21 protein-coding genes are annotated in these 19,129 nt (G+C 70.5%); 12 read left to right on the forward strand and 9 right to left on the reverse strand.

Annotated elements, in window-relative coordinates; genetic code table 11:
* Window positions 1–2: 2 nt before the first annotated feature.
* Window positions 3–563 (reverse strand): TetR/AcrR family transcriptional regulator, encoded by a 561-nt coding sequence (locus ORV05_RS14205; protein WP_268758956.1) that lies wholly within the window; start codon window positions 561–563, stop codon window positions 3–5.
* Window positions 564–601: 38 nt separating this feature from the next.
* On the opposite strand from ORV05_RS14205, the gene ORV05_RS14210 reads away from it, so the two are divergent.
* Entirely contained in the window at window positions 602–1,657 is a 1,056-nt protein-coding gene (locus tag ORV05_RS14210) for an epoxide hydrolase family protein (RefSeq protein WP_268758957.1), read from the forward strand.
* Here ORV05_RS14210 and ORV05_RS14215 read toward each other — a convergent pair.
* Window positions 1,642–2,454 carry a DUF1684 domain-containing protein gene (locus ORV05_RS14215; RefSeq protein WP_268758958.1) on the reverse strand — a complete coding sequence of 271 codons (813 nt, stop codon included), beginning with the start codon at window positions 2,452–2,454 and terminating at the stop codon, window positions 1,642–1,644. The genes ORV05_RS14210 and ORV05_RS14215 overlap by 16 nt on opposite strands.
* A gap of 202 nt (window positions 2,455–2,656) precedes the next feature.
* Between ORV05_RS14215 and ORV05_RS14220 the strand changes: the two genes are divergently transcribed.
* The 7 genes from ORV05_RS14220 (at window position 2,657) to ORV05_RS14250 (ending at window position 9,597) form a co-directional block, all read left to right on the forward strand.
* Window positions 2,657–3,169: a cysteine dioxygenase gene (locus ORV05_RS14220; protein WP_268758959.1), complete on the forward strand. Its 513-nt coding sequence runs from the start codon at window positions 2,657–2,659 to the stop codon at window positions 3,167–3,169.
* Between the two features lie 39 nt (window positions 3,170–3,208).
* On the forward strand, window positions 3,209–3,760 hold the full coding sequence (ssuE, locus tag ORV05_RS14225) for an NADPH-dependent FMN reductase (RefSeq protein ID WP_268758960.1): 552 nt from the start codon (window positions 3,209–3,211) through the stop codon (window positions 3,758–3,760).
* The gene (locus ORV05_RS14230; RefSeq protein WP_268758961.1) at window positions 3,757–4,467 is read left to right on the forward strand and encodes an alpha/beta hydrolase; all 711 of its coding nucleotides are present in this window, start codon (window positions 3,757–3,759) and stop codon (window positions 4,465–4,467) included. Before ssuE ends, ORV05_RS14230 begins: the two co-directional genes overlap by 4 nt.
* Before the next feature lie 154 nt (window positions 4,468–4,621).
* Window positions 4,622–6,232 carry an ABC transporter substrate-binding protein gene (locus tag ORV05_RS14235; protein WP_268758962.1) on the forward strand — a complete coding sequence of 537 codons (1,611 nt, stop codon included), beginning with the start codon at window positions 4,622–4,624 and terminating at the stop codon, window positions 6,230–6,232.
* Window positions 6,229–7,200, forward strand: a complete 972-nt coding sequence (locus tag ORV05_RS14240; protein ID WP_268758963.1) for an ABC transporter permease — start codon at window positions 6,229–6,231, stop codon at window positions 7,198–7,200. Before ORV05_RS14235 ends, ORV05_RS14240 begins: the two co-directional genes overlap by 4 nt.
* Window positions 7,193–8,026, forward strand: a complete 834-nt coding sequence (locus ORV05_RS14245) for an ABC transporter permease (RefSeq protein WP_268758964.1) — start codon at window positions 7,193–7,195, stop codon at window positions 8,024–8,026. The genes ORV05_RS14240 and ORV05_RS14245 overlap by 8 nt, the downstream gene beginning before the upstream one ends.
* The gene (locus tag ORV05_RS14250) at window positions 8,023–9,597 is read left to right on the forward strand and encodes a dipeptide ABC transporter ATP-binding protein (RefSeq protein WP_268758965.1); all 1,575 of its coding nucleotides are present in this window, start codon (window positions 8,023–8,025) and stop codon (window positions 9,595–9,597) included. Before ORV05_RS14245 ends, ORV05_RS14250 begins: the two co-directional genes overlap by 4 nt.
* Window positions 9,598–9,673: 76 nt before the next feature.
* On the opposite strand, the gene ORV05_RS14255 is transcribed toward ORV05_RS14250, so the two are convergent.
* From ORV05_RS14255 to ahpC, 5 genes are all read right to left on the reverse strand, one after another.
* Window positions 9,674–10,798, reverse strand: coding sequence for an LLM class flavin-dependent oxidoreductase (locus tag ORV05_RS14255; RefSeq protein WP_268758966.1), 1,125 nt, complete (start codon window positions 10,796–10,798; stop codon window positions 9,674–9,676).
* A 27-nt stretch (window positions 10,799–10,825) separates the two neighbouring features.
* On the reverse strand, window positions 10,826–12,166 hold the full coding sequence (locus ORV05_RS14260; protein WP_268758967.1) for an NtaA/DmoA family FMN-dependent monooxygenase: 1,341 nt from the start codon (window positions 12,164–12,166) through the stop codon (window positions 10,826–10,828).
* A 23-nt stretch (window positions 12,167–12,189) separates the two neighbouring features.
* Window positions 12,190–13,350, reverse strand: coding sequence for an LLM class flavin-dependent oxidoreductase (locus ORV05_RS14265; protein WP_268758968.1), 1,161 nt, complete (start codon window positions 13,348–13,350; stop codon window positions 12,190–12,192).
* A gap of 355 nt (window positions 13,351–13,705) precedes the next feature.
* Window positions 13,706–15,289: an alkyl hydroperoxide reductase subunit F gene (ahpF, locus tag ORV05_RS14270; protein ID WP_268758969.1), complete on the reverse strand. Its 1,584-nt coding sequence runs from the start codon at window positions 15,287–15,289 to the stop codon at window positions 13,706–13,708.
* 92 nt (window positions 15,290–15,381) lie between these two features.
* Window positions 15,382–15,945: an alkyl hydroperoxide reductase subunit C gene (gene ahpC, locus ORV05_RS14275; RefSeq protein WP_268758970.1), complete on the reverse strand. Its 564-nt coding sequence runs from the start codon at window positions 15,943–15,945 to the stop codon at window positions 15,382–15,384.
* A gap of 414 nt (window positions 15,946–16,359) precedes the next feature.
* On the opposite strand from ahpC, the gene ORV05_RS14280 reads away from it, so the two are divergent.
* Window positions 16,360–17,031, forward strand: a complete 672-nt coding sequence (locus ORV05_RS14280; protein WP_268758971.1) for an enoyl-CoA hydratase-related protein — start codon at window positions 16,360–16,362, stop codon at window positions 17,029–17,031.
* Window positions 17,032–17,060: 29 nt separating this feature from the next.
* Here ORV05_RS14280 and ORV05_RS14285 read toward each other — a convergent pair whose 3' ends face one another.
* A complete protein-coding gene (locus tag ORV05_RS14285; RefSeq protein WP_326938144.1) occupies window positions 17,061–17,546 on the reverse strand; it encodes an alpha/beta fold hydrolase in 486 nt (161 codons plus the stop codon).
* Between the two features lie 14 nt (window positions 17,547–17,560).
* Window positions 17,561–17,746: a hypothetical protein gene (locus tag ORV05_RS14290; protein WP_268760097.1), complete on the reverse strand. Its 186-nt coding sequence runs from the start codon at window positions 17,744–17,746 to the stop codon at window positions 17,561–17,563.
* 85 nt (window positions 17,747–17,831) lie between these two features.
* On the opposite strand from ORV05_RS14290, the gene ORV05_RS14295 reads away from it, so the two are divergent.
* The 3 genes from ORV05_RS14295 to ORV05_RS14305 are packed head-to-tail and all read left to right on the forward strand — an operon-like array spanning window position 17,832 to window position 19,128.
* Window positions 17,832–18,254, forward strand: coding sequence for a winged helix-turn-helix transcriptional regulator (locus tag ORV05_RS14295; protein WP_268758972.1), 423 nt, complete (start codon window positions 17,832–17,834; stop codon window positions 18,252–18,254).
* A 59-nt stretch (window positions 18,255–18,313) separates the two neighbouring features.
* The gene (locus ORV05_RS14300; RefSeq protein WP_268758973.1) at window positions 18,314–18,670 is read left to right on the forward strand and encodes an ArsR/SmtB family transcription factor; all 357 of its coding nucleotides are present in this window, start codon (window positions 18,314–18,316) and stop codon (window positions 18,668–18,670) included.
* Entirely contained in the window at window positions 18,667–19,128 is a 462-nt protein-coding gene (locus tag ORV05_RS14305) for an SRPBCC family protein (protein WP_268758974.1), read from the forward strand. The genes ORV05_RS14300 and ORV05_RS14305 overlap by 4 nt, the downstream gene beginning before the upstream one ends.
* Window position 19,129 lies beyond the last annotated feature (1 nt).

Genomic DNA, 19,129 nt, shown 5'->3' on the forward strand with positions numbered 1-19,129 from the left:
GGTCACCCGTCGGCGAGGCGCTGGATCGTGGTGCTGAGCCATTCCTGAAGTTCGGCCGGGTCGTCGAGTTCGGAACGCAGCACCCGGCGGCGGGTCGAGACGCCGAGCACGAAGGCGTCGATGGCGGCGGCCCGGCTGCGGGCGGTCGCGTCGTCCAGGCCGCTGTCGCGCAGATAGCGGTGCAGCGGCTCCAGTGAGCTCCTGTCGAGGAAGGCTGCCAACGCCTCCGCTGCCTCGGGCCGCTCTCCGGAGGCGCGTTGCAGCACGAGCAGCGGGTCTTCGCCGGGCGCGCCGAACCAGCGTTTCACGATGCTCGCGGCGAGACGCGAGCCGAGCGAGGACCGGTCGCCGTCGAAGGAGTGCTCGACCGGGATCTCCACGCGGGTCGCCGCCAGGAAAAGACCGTCCTTGCCGCCGAAGTAGCGCGTGATCAGGTTGGGTGAGACGCCCGCGGCGTCGGCCACGCCTTTGACCGCGACCCGCGCGTACCCGTGCCGGGCGAACTGGCGTTGCGCGTGTTCCAGGATCCGCTGCCGGGTGGCGGCCGCATCGCGAGCTGTCATGTGTATGAGCATACACTTGCACGTGTATGCTGATACACATGATGGAGGAACTGCGAGAACGGCTCGGGCGGACGCGACGGGTCACAATTCCGTGGAGCGATGACGGGACGCGGGGCGTCACCGGTGCTTTCCTCGACGAGCTGCTCGACCACTGGGCGAACGGGTACGACTGGGGCGTACACGAGCGCCGGATCGGCGAGCTTCCCTGGGTGGCGGTGGCGGCGGGTGACACCGACCTGCGCGTGATCCACCAGCGGGCCGAGGATCCCGGCGCCCCGGTGGTCGTGCTACTGCACGGCTGGCCCGATTCGGTGCTGCGCTTCGAACGCGTCCTTCCCCTGCTCGCGGACCTGCACGTGGTGGTGCCCGCGTTGCCGGGCTTTCCGTTCGCGGCCCCGCTCACCACACCGGGCATGTCGGTCAACCGGATCGCCGGGATCGTCGCGGCCGCTCTCGATGAGCTCGGCTACGCGAGATACACGGTTTCCGGCGGCGACGTGGGTGGCACCGTCGCGGAGATTCTCGCGGGCGAACACCCGGACAGAGTGGCCGCCTTGCACCTGACGGACATTTCCCCGCGGCGCGCGCTCACGGCGGACCCGGCGAAGCTCGCGCCCGACGCGGCGGCCTACCTCGGTCAGGCGGCGCAGTGGTTCCGGACCGAAGGCGGGTACATCGCGCAGCAGTCGACGCGGCCGAACACGCTCGCCGTCGCCCTCGGCGACTCACCAGCCGGCCTCGCGGCGTGGATCGTCGAGAAGCTGGAGGCCTGGTCCGGCGAGTCGGCCTTCACGCCGGACGAGCTTCTCACCTGGGTCACCGCCTACTGGGTCACCGGCACGATCGGTACCTCGTTCGCCACCTACACCGAACCGGCCACCATCCCCGACCGGGTCGAAGCGCCGACCGTGTTCTCCGCGTTCCCGCACGACATCAAACCGGCTCCGCGCAGCTACGCCGAGGCGTTCCTGAACATCCGCGACTATGTGGAACACCGTGCGGGCGGCCACTTCGCAGCCTGGGAACAGCCCCGAACTTATGCCGGCGACCTGCGCCGCGCGGTCAGGCTGGGGGAGGGTCAGCTGCGTTCGTAGGGGAGCTTTTCCCCGGCTTCGACGGCGAAGGGCAGCCGGTTTTCGGCGGGCGGAAGGGGGCAGGTGGCGAAGTCGGTGTAGGCGCAGGGGAGATTGGTGGCCCGGTTGAAGTCCAGCGTCACCGTGCCGTCGGGGGCCGGTGCGTCGAGCGCCAGGGACCGGTTCGCCGGATAGGTCGTCACGCCCGAGGTGCGGTCGGTGAAGAGCACGAACAGGCTGCCGGGGGTGTGGCCGTTGAAGGCGGTCAGCCGGTGCGTCCGGCCGCCGAACTCGAACTCGATCTCGCCCGGTGCCTGGTAGACGTGCTGCAGTCCTTCGGCCACCGCGCCGACCGTCACGGCGCGCGGGGTGTCGTAGGCGAGGAACCGGCCCGGGAGTGCCCAGGCGGGATCGGGTGTGTAGGCGGGAACCCCGTGGAACCGGGTGCGCAGTGCGTGATCGGGATGCCGGGGCCGGAGGATGTGATGGCCGCCCCGTTTGGCGACCTCGGCCACCGCGTCGCCGAATCCGGCGAACACCCCGCCGCGCTCGGGGATGACGCCGAACTCGTGCCGCCCGTGCACCACGACGCCGTCCACCACCAGTTCCTCGCCCTCGTCCAGGACGACGGTCACGCCGTCGCGGCCGGCCGACCAGGTCCCGGGCGCGTCTTCGAAGCGTTCAGGGGTTTCGGTGAGCCACCGGATGCTGGTGATCGCGAGGAAGCCGTGCGGGTCGGCGAGCCGTTTCTCGTGGTCGGCGTGCCACTGCCGCCACTGCCCGGCGAAGGCCACTCGGTCGATTTCCCGTGTCGTCATCACAAGCTCCCCTACGAGGTCGGGTGTCGTCTCCGAGCCTAACCCCGCCGCCGGTGCCGTACCGGATCCTGGGACGGTGGCGCGATTCGTTTCGCGCCGAAAGAAAGTAATGCCGTTCTTCCCGTTCACTGGGACGCCGTATCTTCCTCCCGGTGAACTGCGATGATGCGAAAAGGAACCGATACGGAAAACAGGGTTATCCATGACTTCGACCATTGTGGACATCGATCTCCACCCCCGACTCGAAACGCGCGGCGCGCGGGAACTCCTCGATTCCCGGCGTCCTCAGTGGACAGCGGGTGAGCTCCGCGCCCTGACCGCCGCGCTGGCCGGCGACCTCGCCGCCGGGCTGCCGGAACTGGTGCGGTACGTGCCCGGGCAGCGCTGGTGGACGCGGCTGGCGCTCACCCCGGGCGTCGAGGTGTGGCTGCTGTCCTGGCTGCCCGGTCAGGGAACCCGCCCGCACGACCACGGCGGCGCCTCGGGCGCGTTCACGGTCCTCACCGGCAGGCTCACCGAGACCTACCGCTACCCGTCGCGCCGCATCCGCGTCGCCGAGCGCGAAACCGGGGCGAGTATCGGTTTCGGTCCCGGCCGCGCCCACATCGTCCACAACACCTTCGACACCCCGGCCGCCAGCGTGCACGCCTACTCGCCGCCACTCCTGCCGACCAGGGAGTACGCGAGCCTGGGCGACCTGCCCGACGCCGCCTGACCCCGCCACCCTTTCCCCGCCGTTCGCTTGGAGGCCAGCATGTCCAGAATCGTCGCGCTCAGTGGAAGCCCCTCGCCCACCTCCCGCACGGAGGCGGTCGTCGAGCACCTGGCCTCGCGCCTGCGGGGGCAGGGACACCGGGTGGCCGTGGCCCCGGTGCGGGACCTGCCGCCCGCCGCGCTGGTGGCCGGGGACGCGCAGCAGGCGGACATCGCCGCGCTCGCTGCCGCGATCGACGGCGCCGACGGTGTGATCGTGGCTTCGCCGGTCTACAAGGCGGCCTACAGCGGGCTGCTGAAGACCCTGCTCGACCTGCTGCCGCAGTTCGCCCTCGCGGGCAAGGTGGTACTGCCGCTGGCCACCGGGGGCAGTCTCGCCCATGTGCTGGCGATCGACTACGCGTTCCGCCCGATGCTGCACTCGCTGGGTGCCGACCAGGTCGTGCCGGGCTATTTCCTGCTGGACCAGTGGATCACCGTCGCCGACCGCGGGGTGACGCTGGCCGAGCAGGCCGAACGTCCCCTGCTGACCGTAGTCGACGGCTTTTCCGAGGCGCTGCACTCTCGCGCGCGGCTGGCCGCGGCGTCATGACCACGATCGGAACCCGGCTCCGGCTCAGGACCTGGGACGCCGCCGACCCGGCGGCCCCTCGCGGGACCGTCGCCGTGTTCCCCGGCCGCGGGGAGCACACGGGTGTCTACGCGCGGCTGGCCGCGCGATTGTCGGCCGAGGGGTACCGGATTCAGGTCGTCGAGCCGGGCAGTGATGGCCACGACGACGAAATCCGTGACTGGCTGTCGGACCTGCGGGGCCCGCTGTTCCTGCTCGGGACCGATACCGGCGCCCTGTCCGCGGCCCGGCACGCCGAAGGCGCGGCCGCCGTGGTGCTGGCCGGTGTGCCGGGCGAGCCCGACTGGGAGCCGCCCGCGAATTTCGGGTGGCGCGACGAGATCGCGCTCCGGGCCGCCGACCCGGCGCGCCGCGCGGCGCTGCGGTCGGATCCGCTGATGCGGCCCGGTGAGCTGCTGCATCCGGTGTCCGAGCCGCTCGACCCGCCGTCGTGGGTGCCCACGCTCGTCCTCCACGGCGAGGCCGACCTCCTTTCGCCTTCGCTCCCGTTGCGGCAGCGCGTGGTGGGCAGGCCGAGGCTGCGGTTCGTGACGGTGGCGGCGAGCGGGCACGACGTCCTGCACGACACCCACGAACGCAGTGTCGCCGCCGAGATCCTCCAGTTCCTGGAACGGTTCCGGGCCGGGGGAGAGGCGGTGTTGCGGCCCTCGATCCGCTCGACCCTCTGACTCGTCCCATGTGGACGGTGCACTGTTTCTTTCCGAAAAATAAGAAGTCCCGCGCGAGGGGTCGTCGCGCGGGACTTCTTCGTGTTCCGCGAAAGAAAATGTTCACCTGATGGGAAACGGGGGATGGCCGCCGAAATCCGTTTACCGTGTCCGCGTGTCTTCCAGATCCCCGCTCAAACTCCTTTCCCTCGGCGTGGCCGCGAGCCTGGCGCTCGCCGCCTGCTCCTCCGGGTCGGCTACCTCCGGCTCCGGGCAGCCCGCCCCCGGCGGCACGCTGACCCTCGCGATCGGATCGAACCCCGACTGCGTCGATCCGCAGCAGCCCGGTACGAACGCCAGCCTCAACGTGGGGCGTCAGCTGGTCGACTCCCTGACCGACCAGGACCCCGCCACCGGTGAGATCAAACCGTGGCTGGCCGACCGCTGGGAGGTCAACGCCGCTTCCACCGGCTTCACCTTCCACCTGCGTTCCGGCGCGACCTTCTCCGACGGGACCCCGGTGGACGCGGCCGCGGTGAAGACCAGTTTCGACGGCATCAAGGCGCTCGGTGCCCGGGCGCAACTCGGTTCCGGCTACCTCGCCGCCTACACCTCGGCCACCGTCGTCGATCCGCAGACCGTCCGGCTGGACTTTTCCGCGCCGAGCGCACAGTTCCTGCAGGCCTCGTCCACCATGTCGCTGGGAGTGCTCGCCCCCGCCGCGTACCGGAAGACGGCGGACCAGCGCTGCCACGGCGACGGGCTGATCGGCTCCGGGCCCTTCGTCTTCGAAAGCTTCAAACAGAACGCCGATATCGTGCTGGCCAAGCGCAAGGGCTACAACTGGGGCTCACCGCTGTTCAAACACCGGGGCGAGGCCTACCTCGACAGGATCGACTACAAGATCGTGCCGGAACCGGGCGTGCGTACCGGAAGCCTGCTGTCCGGACAGCTCGGTGCCACCACCGAGGTGCAACCGGTCGACGAGGCCCAGTTCCAGGGCAACGGGTTCACCGAGCAGACCCGGCCGAACCCGGGCATCGTGTTCAACCTGCACGCCAACGTGACCAAGGGGGTGCTGACCGACGAGAAGGTGCGCCAGGCGGTCGGCAAGGCGGTCGACCGCAAGGAGGTCGCCGACACCGTCCTCAGCCCGAACTACAAGCCCGCCACCAGTATTCTCGCCACCACCACGCCGCTGTACACCGACCTTTCCGCCGAGCTCGCCTTCGACCCGGCCGGCGCGGCGCGGTTGCTGGACGCCGGCGGCTGGGTGCCCGGCCCGGACGGCATCCGGGTCAAGGACGGTGTCCGGCTGAGCGCGAGCGTCGTCTTCGCCGCGGTGTTCAACCAGAACCAGAGTGTCCTGGAACTCCTTCAGCAGCAACTGCGCAGGATCGGTTTCGACCTGCGGCTCGAACTGCACACCACGGCCGAGACGCTGCAGATCCAGCAGGCGGGCGACTACGAGTTCCTCTGGTACAACGTGACCCGCGCCGATCCGGACATCCTGCGCAACATCTTCTCCACCAAGGCGGGTAACCGCAGCAAACTGCCCGCGGGCAACCCGCTCGATGCCGCGCTCGACGAGCAGGCGGCCACCGCGGACCCGGCGGTCCGCAAGCCCGCCGCCGAGCAGGCGCAGCGCCTGATCGTGGAGCACGCCTACGCGATTCCCGTGTTCGAGCTGACTCAGGTGGTCGCCTCGGGCCCGAACGCGCACGAGGTCGGTTTCGAAGCCTCCTCGCGCCTGCAACTGTTCGACACCTGGGTGTCCGGCGCATGAGCGGCTACCTGCTGCGCCGCCTCGGGCAGGCCGTGATCGTGCTGTGGGCGGCGTTCACGCTGTCGTTCGTCATTCTCTACCTGCTGCCGGGCGATGCGGTGCTCGCGAAGCTCGGCGGGGGCGACGGCGCGCTCACGGTCACGCAGGACCAGCTCGCGCAGGCCCGTGCCGAGTACGGCCTGTCCGACCCGTGGCCGGTGCAGTACGGAAAGCGCCTCCTGGCGGCGCTGCACGGCGACTTCGGCCGGTCGGTCATCACCGGGGACACCGCGACGCACATGGTGCTCACCGCGTTCCCGGCCACCGCCGCGGTCGCCGGGCTGGGCCTGTTGCTGGCCGTCGTCCTCGGCGGCGGTGCGGCGCTCGCGGCCACCTACACCCGGCACCGCTGGCTGGGGACCCTGCTGTCGTCCCTGCCGCCGCTGGGCACGTCACTGCCGGTGTTCTGGGTGGGCCTGGTACTGGTGCAGATCTTCTCGTTCCAGCTCAGGATCCTTCCCGCGCTGGGAAACCACGGGCCGCAGTCGCTGGTGCTGCCCGCGGTGACGCTGGCGCTGCCGACGGGCGCGGTTATCGGGCAGGTGCTGGAAAAGAGCCTGCGCACCCAGTTGGACCAGCCCTACGTCGAAACGGCGAAGGCCAGGGGCGCGAGCCGCGCGAGGGTCCACTGGCGACACGCCCTGCGCAACGCCGCGATGCCCGCGCTGACCATGATCGGCGTGATCACCGGCCAGTTGCTGGCCGGTTCGGTGGTGACCGAAACGGTGTTCTCCCGGGACGGCGTCGGCCGGGTCACCACCACCGCGGTCAACACGCAGGACGTTCCCGTGGTGCAGGCGGTGATCGTGCTCGCGGCGTTCTTCTTCGTGGTCGTGAACCTTCTGGTCGACCTGGTGTACCCGCTGCTGGATCCCCGCGTGCGTCGTGACGTCCCCGGCCGGGTACGGAAGGAGCTCGTGCATGGCTGACCTCGTGGCGCTGCGCGGCCGCGCCGCCTTCGTGCTGCGGCGGCCCGGGCTCGTGCTCGCCGGGCTCGTGCTGATCCTGGCGGCGGGCTGGGCACTGGCCCCCGGCCTGTTCACCGGGCAGGACCCGCTGGCGGGCGTGCCCAGGGAGAAGCTGCGGCCGCCGTCGGCCGCGCACCTGTTCGGCACGGACGAGACCGGGCGCGACGTGTTCGCCCGCGTGGTGCACGGCGCCGCGCTGTCCCTCGGCGCGACCGTGCTGGCGGTGCTGATCGCGCTGGTGGCCGGTTCGCTGCTGGGACTGGCCGCGGGCGTGCGCGGCGGGTGGCTCGACGCCACGCTGATGCGGATCACGGACGTTTTGCTGGCCGTGCCGCCGATCCTGCTGTCCCTGGCACTGGTCACGGCGCTGGGGTTCGGCACCACGAAGGTCGCGGTCGCGGTCGGCGTGGCGAATGTGGCGAACTTCGCGCGCCTGATGCGGGCGGAGGTGTTGCGCGTCCGCACCGCGGCCTACGTGGAGGCGGCCCGGGCCGGCGGGGTGCGCTGGTTCGGGGTGCTGGCGCGGCACATCGTGCCGAACGCGGCGGGCCCGGTGACCGCGCTGTCGGTGCTGACGCTCGGTACGGCCGTTTTGGAGATTTCGGCGCTGAGCTTTCTCGGCTACGGCGCCACCCCGCCGACCCCGGAATGGGGCTCGATCGTGGCGGGTGGCCGCGCCTACCTGGCGAGCGCCTGGTGGATGACCACCTTGCCCGGGCTGGTGATCGCCGCGGTGGTGCTGTCGGCGAACCGGCTTTCCCGTGCGCTGGAAGAGAGGACGTCATGAGTGAGCTGTTGGTGGTCGACGGTCTCGACGTGTCGTACCGGACGCGCTCCGGTCCGGTGGCGGCCGTCGCGGGCGTCAGCCTGACTGTCCGCAGTGGACAAAAGCTCGCCCTCGTCGGCGAGTCCGGATCGGGCAAGAGCACCACGGCGCACGCCGTGCTCGGCCTGCTGCCGCGTGGCGGGCGGATCGAAGGCGGCTCGATCACCTTCGGCGGGCGGGAGCTGACCACGCTGTCCGAGCGAGGGTGGCGCCGGATCCGGGGCCGCGACATCGCCCTGGTCCCGCAGGACCCGGCGATGTCGCTCAACCCGGTGCGCCGGATCGGCGATCAGGTCGCGGAAACCCTGTTCATCCACGGTCTGGCCACCCGCAGGACCGCCCCGGGTGAGGCGGTGGAACTGCTCGCGCGCGCCGGTGTCCCGGAACCGGCGCTGCGGGCGCGGCAGTATCCGCACGAACTGTCCGGCGGGCTGCGCCAGCGCGCCCTGATCGCCGCCGCGCTGGCCGGGCGGCCGAAGCTGATCATCGCCGACGAGCCGACCAGCGCGCTCGACGTCACCGTCCAGCGCCGCATCCTCGACCACCTCGACGAACTGGCGGCCGAGGACGGCCTCGCGCTGCTGCTGATCACCCATGATCTCGGGGTGGCCGCCGACCGCGCCGACGAGATCGTCGTGCTCTCGGCCGGGAGCGTCGTGGAACGCGGACCGGCCGGTGCGCTGCTCGCCGCCCCGGCGCACGCCTACACGCGGCGGTTGCTGGCCGCCGCACCCAGCCTGTCCGACCGGCCCCGGCGCCCGCGGAAGGCGGCAGGCCCACCGCTGGTCACCGCGACGGGACTGCGCAAGGACTTCGGATCGTTCCGTGCCGTCGACGACGTGTCGCTGGAGCTGTTCCGCGGCGAAACCCTGGCACTGGTCGGGGAATCCGGCTCGGGCAAGTCGACGACGGCACGGCTGCTGCTGCGCCTGGAGACACCGGGCGCGGGCACCATCACCTTCGACGGGCAGGAGATCACCGGTCTCGCCGGGGAAGAACTGCGTCGGCTGCGCAGGCGGATGCAGTTGATCTACCAGAATCCCTACGCTTCGCTCGATCCGCGCCTGACCGTCGCCGACATCGTGTCGGAGCCGCTGCGCGCGTTCCGGGCCGGGGGCCGGGCCGAGGCGGCCGGCCTGCTCGACCAGGTGGCGTTGCCGCGCACCATGCTGGCACGCAAGCCCGCCGAACTTTCGGGCGGGCAGCGGCAACGCGTCGCGATCGCGCGCGCGCTCGCGCTGAGGCCCGACCTCGTGGTGTGCGACGAACCGGTCTCGGCGCTGGACGTCTCGATCCAGGCGCAGATCCTTGACCTGCTGGCGGCACTGCAGGACGAACTGGGGCTGGCCTACCTGTTCATCTCGCACGACCTCGCCGTGGTGCGGCAGGTGGCCGACCGGGTCGGCGTGATGCGCGCCGGACGGCTCGTCGAGTACGGCCCCGCCGACGACGTGCTGACGCGGCCCCGGCACGAGTACACGAAGGAACTACTGGCCGCGATCCCGGGCCGGGCCCGCTCGAAAGCCGCCTGACCCCGTTTCCGCAGCGGGGGCTCTTTGCTGCGAATCATCCGTAGCAAAGAGCCCCCGCTACCGACACACCCCCGGGTCAGCGGGTGGCCCATTCTTCGGCCAGCAGTTCGTAGGAGCGGACGCGGTCGCGGTGGTCGTGGGTGATGGTGGTGACCAGCAGTTCGTCGGCGCCGGTCGCCTCCTGGAGCTGTTCGAGCCGGTCCGCGACCTGCCGGGCCGAGCCGGCGAACTGGGTCTCCACCCGGTCGGCCACCAGCCGCCGGTCGTCCTGGGTCCACTGGTGACGGCGGGCCTCTTCCGGGCTGGGGAAGGGGATGGCGCCTTCGGCCGAACGGATGCTGCGCACCCACAACGGGTAGCCCGTCGCCAGTTCCCGCGCGGTCGCCTCGTCCTCGGCCACCACCACGTCGGCGGACACCGACAGGTACGGGCGCGCCAGCTCGGCCGAGGGTTTGAACGCCGCCCGGTAGGCCTGCACCGCCTCCAGCACTCCGGAGGGCGCGACGTGGTAGTTGCCGCCGAAGCGCAATCCGTTCGCCCCGGCGACGTTCGCGCTCTCGCCGCCGCTGCTGCCCAGGATCCAGACCTGCACGTCCGCGCGCTCACCGGGCACGACGTGCGCCTCCACCCCCTCCGCGTTGCGGTAGGTCCCGGCCAGCAGGGACAGGATGTCGTCGATCTGGGCCGCGTAGTCGGGGGTCTTCGCCCCCGGCTGCTGCAGGAGTTGCTGGCGCAGTTGGAACAGCGGCGCATCGAGCAGGTGCGCGGGGGAGAACTTCGGTGGGATGCGGAGTCCGTTCGGCGCGTGCCCTCGAACGTCCTCTGTGGACGGAGAGGACGGTGTGGACGGTGTGGGGGGCCTGCCTCCGGACCGGCCCAGCCCGAGGTCGAGCCTGCCCGGGTGCAGGGCATCGATCAGTCCGAACTCCTCCACCACCGACAGCGGCGTCCGGTGACCGAGCTGAACCGCCCCGGCGCCGATCCGGATCTTGGACGTGGCGGCCGCGGTGAGCGCGAGCACGACGGCGGGGGAAGAGCCCGCCACGCCCGGGTTGAGGTGGTGCTCGGCGAACCAGTAGCGCGCGTAGCCGAATTCTTCCGCCCGGCGTGCCAGATCGATGCTGTTGCGCAGGGCTTCGGGCACCGTCGAGCCGGACGAGACGGGTACCAGGTCGAGAATGCCGAGGGGGACGCGGGACATGGTGTTTCTTCCTTCTCGGGAGCGGTGTCAGCGGGCGAGGCCGAGGTGTTCGCGCAGCGTGGTGCCCTCGTAGTCGGCACGGAACACCCCGCGTTCCTGCAGCAGCGGCACCACCGTGTCGGCGAACGGGTCCAGGCCGCCGGGAGTGAGGTGCGGGACGAGGATGAACCCGTCCGCGGCGTCGTCCTGCACGAACCGGTTGATCTCCTCGGCGACCGACGCGGGGGTGCCCACGAACGACTGCCGTGCGGTGACCTCCACGACCAGTTCGCGGAGGGACAGGTTGTCCGCCTCGGCGCGGGCGCGCCACTCCTGGGCCGTCGCGAGCCGGTCACCGAACATCCGCACCGCGGCCCGCCCTCGCGTGACCGTGTGCTCACCCGGATCCGGGTCGATCTCCGGCAACGGGCCGTCGGGGTCGTAGGCGGACAGGTCGCGGTTCCAGACCTGCTCCAGGAAGTTGATCGCGGTCGGCCCGCTGACCTGCTGGAAGCGCACCTCACGGGCAAGCTCCGCGGCTTCGGCGTCGGTGTCGCCGAGGACGAACGTGGCGGCGGGCATGATCAGCAGATCCTGGTGGCGGCGCCCGTGCCGGGCCAGCCGTCCCTTGACGTCGGCGTAGAACGCGCGTCCCGCTTCGTAGGTGCTGTGGCGGCTGAAGATGGCGTCGGCGGTGGCGGCGGCGAATTCGCGGCCCTGGCCGGAATCGCCCGCCTGCAGGATCGCGGGCCTGCCCTGGGGGCTGCGCGGCACGGTGAACCGGCCGCCGATGGTGAAATGCGCCTCGTGGTGTTTGAACCGGCCCGCCTGGGCATCGGCGAGGAACACCCCGCCGTCCTTGTCTGCGACGATCTCGTCGCCCCGCCACGAGTCGAACAGTTCGAGGGCGGTGTCGAGGAACGCGCGGGCCCGCTCGTAGCGGTCCTCTTCGGCGAGGAACCCGCCGCGCCGGAAGTTCTCGCCGGTGAAGGCATCCCAGGAGGTCACCACGTTCCACGCGGCGCGGCCGCCGGAAAGGTGGTCGAGGCTGGCGAACTGGCGCGCCACCTCGTAGGGCTCGTTGAAGGTGGAGTTGATGGTGCCCGCCAGGCCGAGCCGGTCGGTAACCGCCGCGAGCGCGGCGAGAACGGTGAAGGTGTCCGGCCTGCCCACCACGTCCAGGTCGTGGATCTTGCCCTTCTGCTCGCGCAGCCGCAGCCCCTCCGCGAGGAAGAAGAAGTCGAACTTCGCCCGCTCGGCCGTCTGTGCCAAGTGGACGAAGGAGGCGAACTCGATATGGCTGCCGGAGCGGGGATCGCTCCACACGGTCGTGTTGTTCACACCGGGGAAGTGTGCGGCGAGGTGGATCTGCTTCACGGGCTTGCTCATCGTGGCTCCTGGAGGGGGAGTGGTCAGGCGGCGTAGCGGTTGGCGGGGCGTGACAGGCCCAGCAGCCCGCGCAGGGTCGCCGCCTCGTAGGCGGAGCGGAAGGCGTTGCGGCGCTGCAGTTCCGGTACGAGGTGCCGGGTGATCTGCTCGAGGTCGTGGGGGATCGTCGCGGGGCGCAGGCGGAATCCGCTCAGGCCCGAGCAGTGCCAGTCCAGCAGGAGATCGGCCAGACCCTCCGGGGTTCCGGTGTAGACGGCCGCATCACTGGTGTACGGGGCGCCGGCGCGTTCGTCGAGCCGCTCGCGGCGGGCGGTGGCGGCCGCCTCGCTGGCGTCCAGGAACACCACCAGATCGGCGAAGACGTGCACGGTTTCCGCCGACCTCCCGGCCCGCTCCTGTTCGGCCTGGATATCCGCGACGATCCGTCGCGCCTCGGCGGCGTCGTGCGGGGTGACGAAACCGAGATCGGCGGAGCGGCCGACGAGCCGGTACGGGATCTCCTGGTGGGCCAGCGCGGCCACCAGCGGCTGGCCCTGGGGCGGACGGGGCGTGATCGACGGGCCGCGTACCCGGAAGAACCGTCCCTCGAAGTCGATGTAGTGCAGCTTGTCGCGATCGATGAACCGGCCGGTCGCGCGATCGCGGATCTCGGCGTCGTCCTCCCAGCTGTCCCACAGCCGCCGCAGCACCTCGACGTAGTCCGCCGCCTCGGCGAACAGGTCCTCGATGCTTTCCTCGTGCACGGCCCGGCGGCCGAAATGCGCGGCTTCGTGCGCGGAGGGCGAAACCTTGACCCGGATACCCGCCCGGCCGGTGCTGACGTAGTCCAGCGTCGCGATCGCCTTCGACAGGTGGAACGGCTCGGTGTGGGTCACGATCGCGGTCGGCACGAGGCCGATGCTGCGGGTCAGCGGCGCGACCCGGGCCGCGACGAGCACCGCGTCGAGCCGGCCGCGCACCTGATCCGTGCGTTCGTCGGGCACCCACGGGTCCGCCGACTGCGGCGCAAGCGAATCCTCGATGGTGACGAAGTCCAGCAGGCCCCGCTCGGCCTCCCGGACCTGGTCCGCCCAGTACGCGGCGGTGAACAACTCGCGGGGGCGAGCCCGGAGCTCACGCCACGCCGCCGGATGCCATCCCGCCCCGTCGAGGGCGACGGCGAGACGGACAAGGGGATGGGACATGCTCTTCTCCCAGCGAATTCGGAAGGGGACCCGGAGGACGGCCGGTTCCGATTCGATCCCTGGCGGAGGAAAGCGTCAACGCCATCTCATTCTTCGAACAACAAGGAATTCTTTTCTCTCAGCACGAAAATTGTGGCGACGTCCAGTCTGCTCGGGGTGCTCTCAACGCACCGCGTTTCGCCGGGGAGCCTGACCCTCTTTGCTGTGAGGGGGCCCCTCACGGCAGCCTTGGCAGACGCTCCTCGGCTGAGGAGCGCTTGCCCTCAAGGCGACCTTGAGAGCCTTTATGACCCTCAAGGCGACCTTCAGGGCACGCAACCCCGCACGAGCGTGGAACGCCCGGAGGGCGGGTGGGTCAGGCGTCGGTGCTGGCCAGTGCCGGGGCGGTGGTGCGGATCAGGTGGTCGAAGGCGCTCAGCGCGGCCGTCGAACCGGAGCCCATCGCGGTGACGATCTGCTTGTAGGGGCTGGTGGTGCAGTCTCCGGCCGCGAACACCCCGGGAACGGAGGTCGCGCCGCGCTCGTCGACCACGATCTCCCCGCGGTTGGTGAGCGCGACGGTCCCTTCGAGCCACTCCGTGTTCGGCAGCAGGCCGATCTGTACGAACACCCCTTCGAGCGCGAGTGTGTGGTGCTCACCGGAGGTGCGGTCCTCGTAGACCAGTCCCGTCACCTTGGCGCCGTCGCCGGTCACCTCGGTCGTCCGCGCGCTCACCAGCACGTCCACATTGGACAAGCTGTGCAGCTTGCGCTGCAGCACCTCGTCGGCGCGGAGCGTGCCGTCGAACTCCAGCAGCGTCACGTGCGCGACGATGCCGGCGAGGTCGATCGCGGCCTCCACACCGGAGTTGCCGCCGCCGATCACCGCGACGCGCTTGCCCTTGAACAAGGGGCCGTCGCAGTGCGGGCAGTAGGTGACGCCCTTGTTCCGGTACTCCTGCTCGCCCGGGACCCCCATGTGCCGCCAGCGCGCCCCGGTGGCCAGGACCACCGTGCGGCCGCTCAGCACGGCACCGCTTTCCAGTTCGACCCGGTGCGGATCGCCGGGCTCCGCGGCGGGCACGAGCCGGGCGGCCCGCTGCAGTTCCATGATGTCGACGTCGTAGGCCTGGGCGTGCTGCTCCAGCGCCGACGCGAGCTTCGGGCCCTCGGTGTAGGGGACCGAAATGAGGTTTTCGATCGCCATGGTGTCGAGTACTTGGCCGCCGATGCGCTCGGCGACGAGCCCGGTGGCGATCCCCTTGCGCGCCGCGTAGACCGCCGACGAGACCCCGGCGGGACCGGCACCCACGACGAGCACGTCGAAGGGTTCCTTGTCGTCGAGGGCCGCGGCCGCCCTCTCCCCGGCTCCGGTGTCCAGTTTGGACACGATCTGCTCGAGGGTCATGCGGCCCTGGTCGAACACCTCGCCGTTGAGGAACACGGTGGGCACCGCGAGCACGCCGCGGGCCTCGACCTCCTCGCGGAACAGCGCGCCGTCGACCGCGACGTGGGTGATCTTCGGGTTCAGCACGCTCATCAGGTTGAGCGCCTGCACCACCTCGGGGCAGTTCTGGCAGGACAGCGACAGGTAGGTGACGAAGTGGTACTCGCCGTCCAGCCCCTGGATCTGCTCGATGAGCTCGGAGGCCGTGGTCGAGGGGTGGCCTCCGACCTGCAGCAGGGCGAGCACGAAGGAAGTGAGCTCGTGGCCGAGCGGGATCGCCGCGAAGCGCACCGAAACGTCCGTTCCGGCCCGCACGATGGCGAAGGACGGCCGTCGCTCGTCGTCGTCGGCGCGCACCACGGTGACCTTGTCGGAGAGCGCCGCGACCTCGTTGAGCAGCTCCAGCAGCTGCTTCGACTTGGCGCCGTCGTCGAGCGAGGCGACGAGCTCGACCGGCTGCCGGAGAAGCTTGAGGTGCTGGGCGAGCTGCTGGGACAGTGCCTTGTCGAGCACGGAGACCTCCAGGGGCGTCAGGGAGCGGGGGCCCGGCGCGGACGCCCGATGGGGCGTGGTCCGCACCGGGCCGGGACGGTCGGCGGGGTGGGTCAGATCTTGCCCACGAGGTCCAGCGACGGGGCGAGGGTCTCGTCGCCCTCTTCCCACTTCGCCGGGCAGACCTCGTTCGGGTGCTCGCGGACGTACTGAGCGGCCTTGACCTTGCGCAGCAGCTCGGCGGCGTTGCGCCCGACACCCTCGGAGGTGATCTCCATGAGCTGGATCACGCCGTCGGGGTCGATCACGAAGGTCGCGCGGTCGGCGAGGCCCTGGCCCTCCCGCATCGCGTCGAAGTTGCGGGTGATCTCGCCCGAGGGGTCGCCGATCATCGGGAACTGGATCTTGGCGATGGTGTCGGAGGTCTCGTGCCACGCCTTGTGCGTGAAGTGGGTGTCGGTGGACACCGAGTAGATCTCGACGCCGAGACGGGTGAAGTCCTCGTAGTGGTCCGCCAGGTCGCCCAGTTCGGTCGGGCACACGAAGGTGAAGTCGGCGGGGTAGAAGAAGACGATCGACCACTTGCCGCGCAGGTTCTGGTCGCTCACCTCGACGAACGAACCGTTGTGGAACGCGGTGGCGGTGAACGGCTTCACTTCCGTGTTGATCAGTGCCATCGGTAGCAATCCTCCATGCCTGTTTTCTGGAACCATACCAATCTTGGTGGCCTGGAACGCGCCGGGTCGACCGGTCTCACACAACCCTCCGACCTGGACAATCCACCGGTGGGGAACGGAAATCCGGGTCTGGGGGCGCTCATCGGCCCGCGCGGCGCTTTCCTTGCGAGGGCGGTGATCATCCTCACAATGGTAAGGCTATCCACAGTGGACGGACGAGGGTTTGCGCGCCGGTTTCGGGCGTGCGGCGCCACGGTAACAGCGCCGCGGAGCCGGTCACCGCGGAGTACCCCCACGGGTAACATGAGGGAAACCCGCCGGTGCCCGGCGGCGAGGCCGGGGTGACCGGAACCACTGGTGTTACTCGTCGGTAGGATCGGTGCTCACGCCGACCCGGCTCACAAAGGAGTGCCCATGCCCACGCTGGAGCGCCACGACGAGGTCTTCGTCCTCGACCTCGGGGACACCGAGAACCGTTTCCACCCCGACTGGCTCGCCGAGGTCGGCGGCCTGCTCGACGAGGTGGAGCGGGCGGAGGGGCCCAGGGCCCTGGTCACCGCGGCGACCGGCAAGTTCTTCTCCAACGGTCTCGACCTCGACTGGCTGTCCGCCCACGGTGATCGCGCCTCGGAGTACGTGGTGAGCGTGCACGAGTTGTTCGCGCGGGTCCTGTCGCTGCCGCTGATCACCGTGGCGGCCCTGCAGGGGCACACCTTCGCCGCCGGGGCCATGCTGTCGCTGGCCCACGACTTCCGTGTGATGCGTGCCGACCGCGGCTTCTGGTGCCTGCCCGAGGCCGATATCAACATCCCGTTCACCCCCGGGATGTCCGCGCTCATCCAGGCCCGCCTGGCCCCGCAGACCGCGCACGAGTCCATGACCACGGCGCGGCGCTACGGCGGCCAGGACGCCCTCGCGGCGGGGATCGTCGACCGCGCGGTCGGTGAGGAAGCGGTGCGGGAGACGGCGCTGGAGATCGCCCGCTCACTGGCCGCCAAGGCGGGCCCGACCCTGGGCACCATCAAGTCCCGGATGTACGTCCCGGCCCTGAACGCCCTGCGGGACAAGGACAACCCCTTCGGCTGAGCCGCGAAGGGGCGCCCCATTCGGCTCGTTCACGGCCGCTGGGACCCGAGGAAGGGGAGCAGGAGCGACAGCAGGGCTTCGGGCCGGTCGAGCGGGATGATGTGACCGCAGTCGTCGATGATCCGCCCGTCGAGGTGGTCGGTGATGGGGCGCAGTTGCCGTTCGAGGGCGGCGCCGACCGGGTGGGAGCCGATGACGAGGGTGGGCACCGTGAGGTGCCGTCCGGCCACGGCGTCCGCGATCTGCCGTGCGCACGCGGGCAGTGCCCGGTAGTACGAGAAGGCGCACCGCAGGGCCTCGGGGCGGGAGTAGGCATCGGCGAACGCGTCCCGGATCCCGGCCGGGACGCCGCGGCCATGCGTGCCGCTGGCGAGGAAGAAGTCGATGTACTCCGCCTCGTGGCCCCGCAGTACCGTCTCGGCCAGCCCCGGCACCGCGTGGAACCCGAACCACCACGGCGGGCCCGCGGCCAGGAACTCCCCGGCGCCCGGCAGGGTGCCCAGGAGTGACTCCATCAGCACGAGTCTGCTCACGCGCTCCGGACGCCGCAGGGCGAAGAGGAACGCCGGGGGTGTGCCGGCGTCGATGCCGACGACCGCCGCCGTGGTCTCGCCGAGCGCGCGGGCCCTTCCCCGGCGACTGCGACGGAGAGCTCGACGCCGTTCGTGGTGATCCGGCGCAGGTCGGCGCGCGGTTCGGCTACGGGGGTGCTCATGGACGTTATTTCTCCTGGTCAAAGCTGTTACGAGTGGTGACCACAAGAACCTGTGTAACTGGCTTCGTGCGGGCAAGATCGCACTTTGACGACAGGTGGTGAGCCCGAGGTGACCTCCTCCCGGGGCGGTAGGGGTGATCTGTTCGATCCCGCATGCCCGACCCGCGGGCTGCTGGACCGCATCGGCACCAAGTGGACCTCCATGGCGGTCAGGGTGCTCGCCGAAGCGGCGCCTGAGGAGGTGCGGTTCGCCGAACTGCAGCGGCGGATGGCGGGTGTGTCGCAGAAGATGCTGTCGGTGACCCTGCGGAACCTGGTCCACGACGGCCTCGCCGAACGCCGGGTCGAGCCGGCGGTGCCGCCTCGCGTGCACTACCGGCTCACCGAACTCGGCCTGTCGCTGGAGGGGCCGCTCGCGGCGGTCCGGGAATGGGCCGAGGCGCATATGGCGGAGATCGACCGCGCCAATGCGCGGGCGGAAAAGGAACAGCGCCGTCGGCCCGGATAGCCCATGGGGCTTACAACCGTCCGGTTGTGCAAATGAGTGGTTGTGGATAGGGTCGCTGCATGGCAGTCGCGGAAGACGAGCTGACCCTGGTGTTCTCGGCGCTGGCCGACCCCACCCGGCGCGCCATCGTCGAGCGCCTGGCCCGGGGCGAGGCCACGGTCGGTGAACTCGCGGAACCGTTCGCGATGACCCAGCAGGCGATCTCCAAACACCTCAAGGTGCTCGAGCGCGCCCGCCTCGTCTCCCGGACCAGGAGCGGGCAGTCCCGGCCGTGCGTGCTGGAAACGGCCCGGCTCGAAGAGGCGGCAGGCTGGATCGAGCACCACCGGCAGGTGTGGGCCGGCCGCCACGACCGCCTCGAGGCCCATCTGGCCGCGCTGCGCGCGGACGATCCCGACGGAGGAAAGGCGAAATGACCGAGACCGGGGAATTCACCTACCGGCGGGTGCACCGCGCCACGCCGGAGTTGCTCTTCGACTGCATGACCACGCCGGAACACCTCGCCCGTTTCTGGGGCCCGGCCGGGACCACGACACCGGTCGGGAACATCGTGGTCGACCTGCGGCCCGGCGGGGCGTTCGAGACCACGATGGTCAACGACGCCGACGGCAGCACGTACACGATGCGCGCGATCTACGTCGAGATCCGCCGTCCGGAGCGTCTGGTGTGGATCGAGCCGGACGTCGAGGGCGGCATGAAGACCACCATCACCTTCGTCGACCTCCACGACGGCCGTACCGAGGTCGTCACGCACCAGACCAACGTCCCTGCCGCGTACGCCAGTGCCGAGGCGAGGGCCGGGCTCAGCACCAGCTTCGACCGGTTCGACGCCTACCTGGCCACGCTCGTCCCGCCGGAACGGGAAGGAGCCTGAC

The sequence above is a fragment of the Amycolatopsis cynarae genome (assembly GCF_026802195.1).
Taxonomy (GTDB): Bacteria; Actinomycetota; Actinomycetes; order Mycobacteriales; family Pseudonocardiaceae; genus Amycolatopsis_E; species Amycolatopsis_E rhizosphaerae.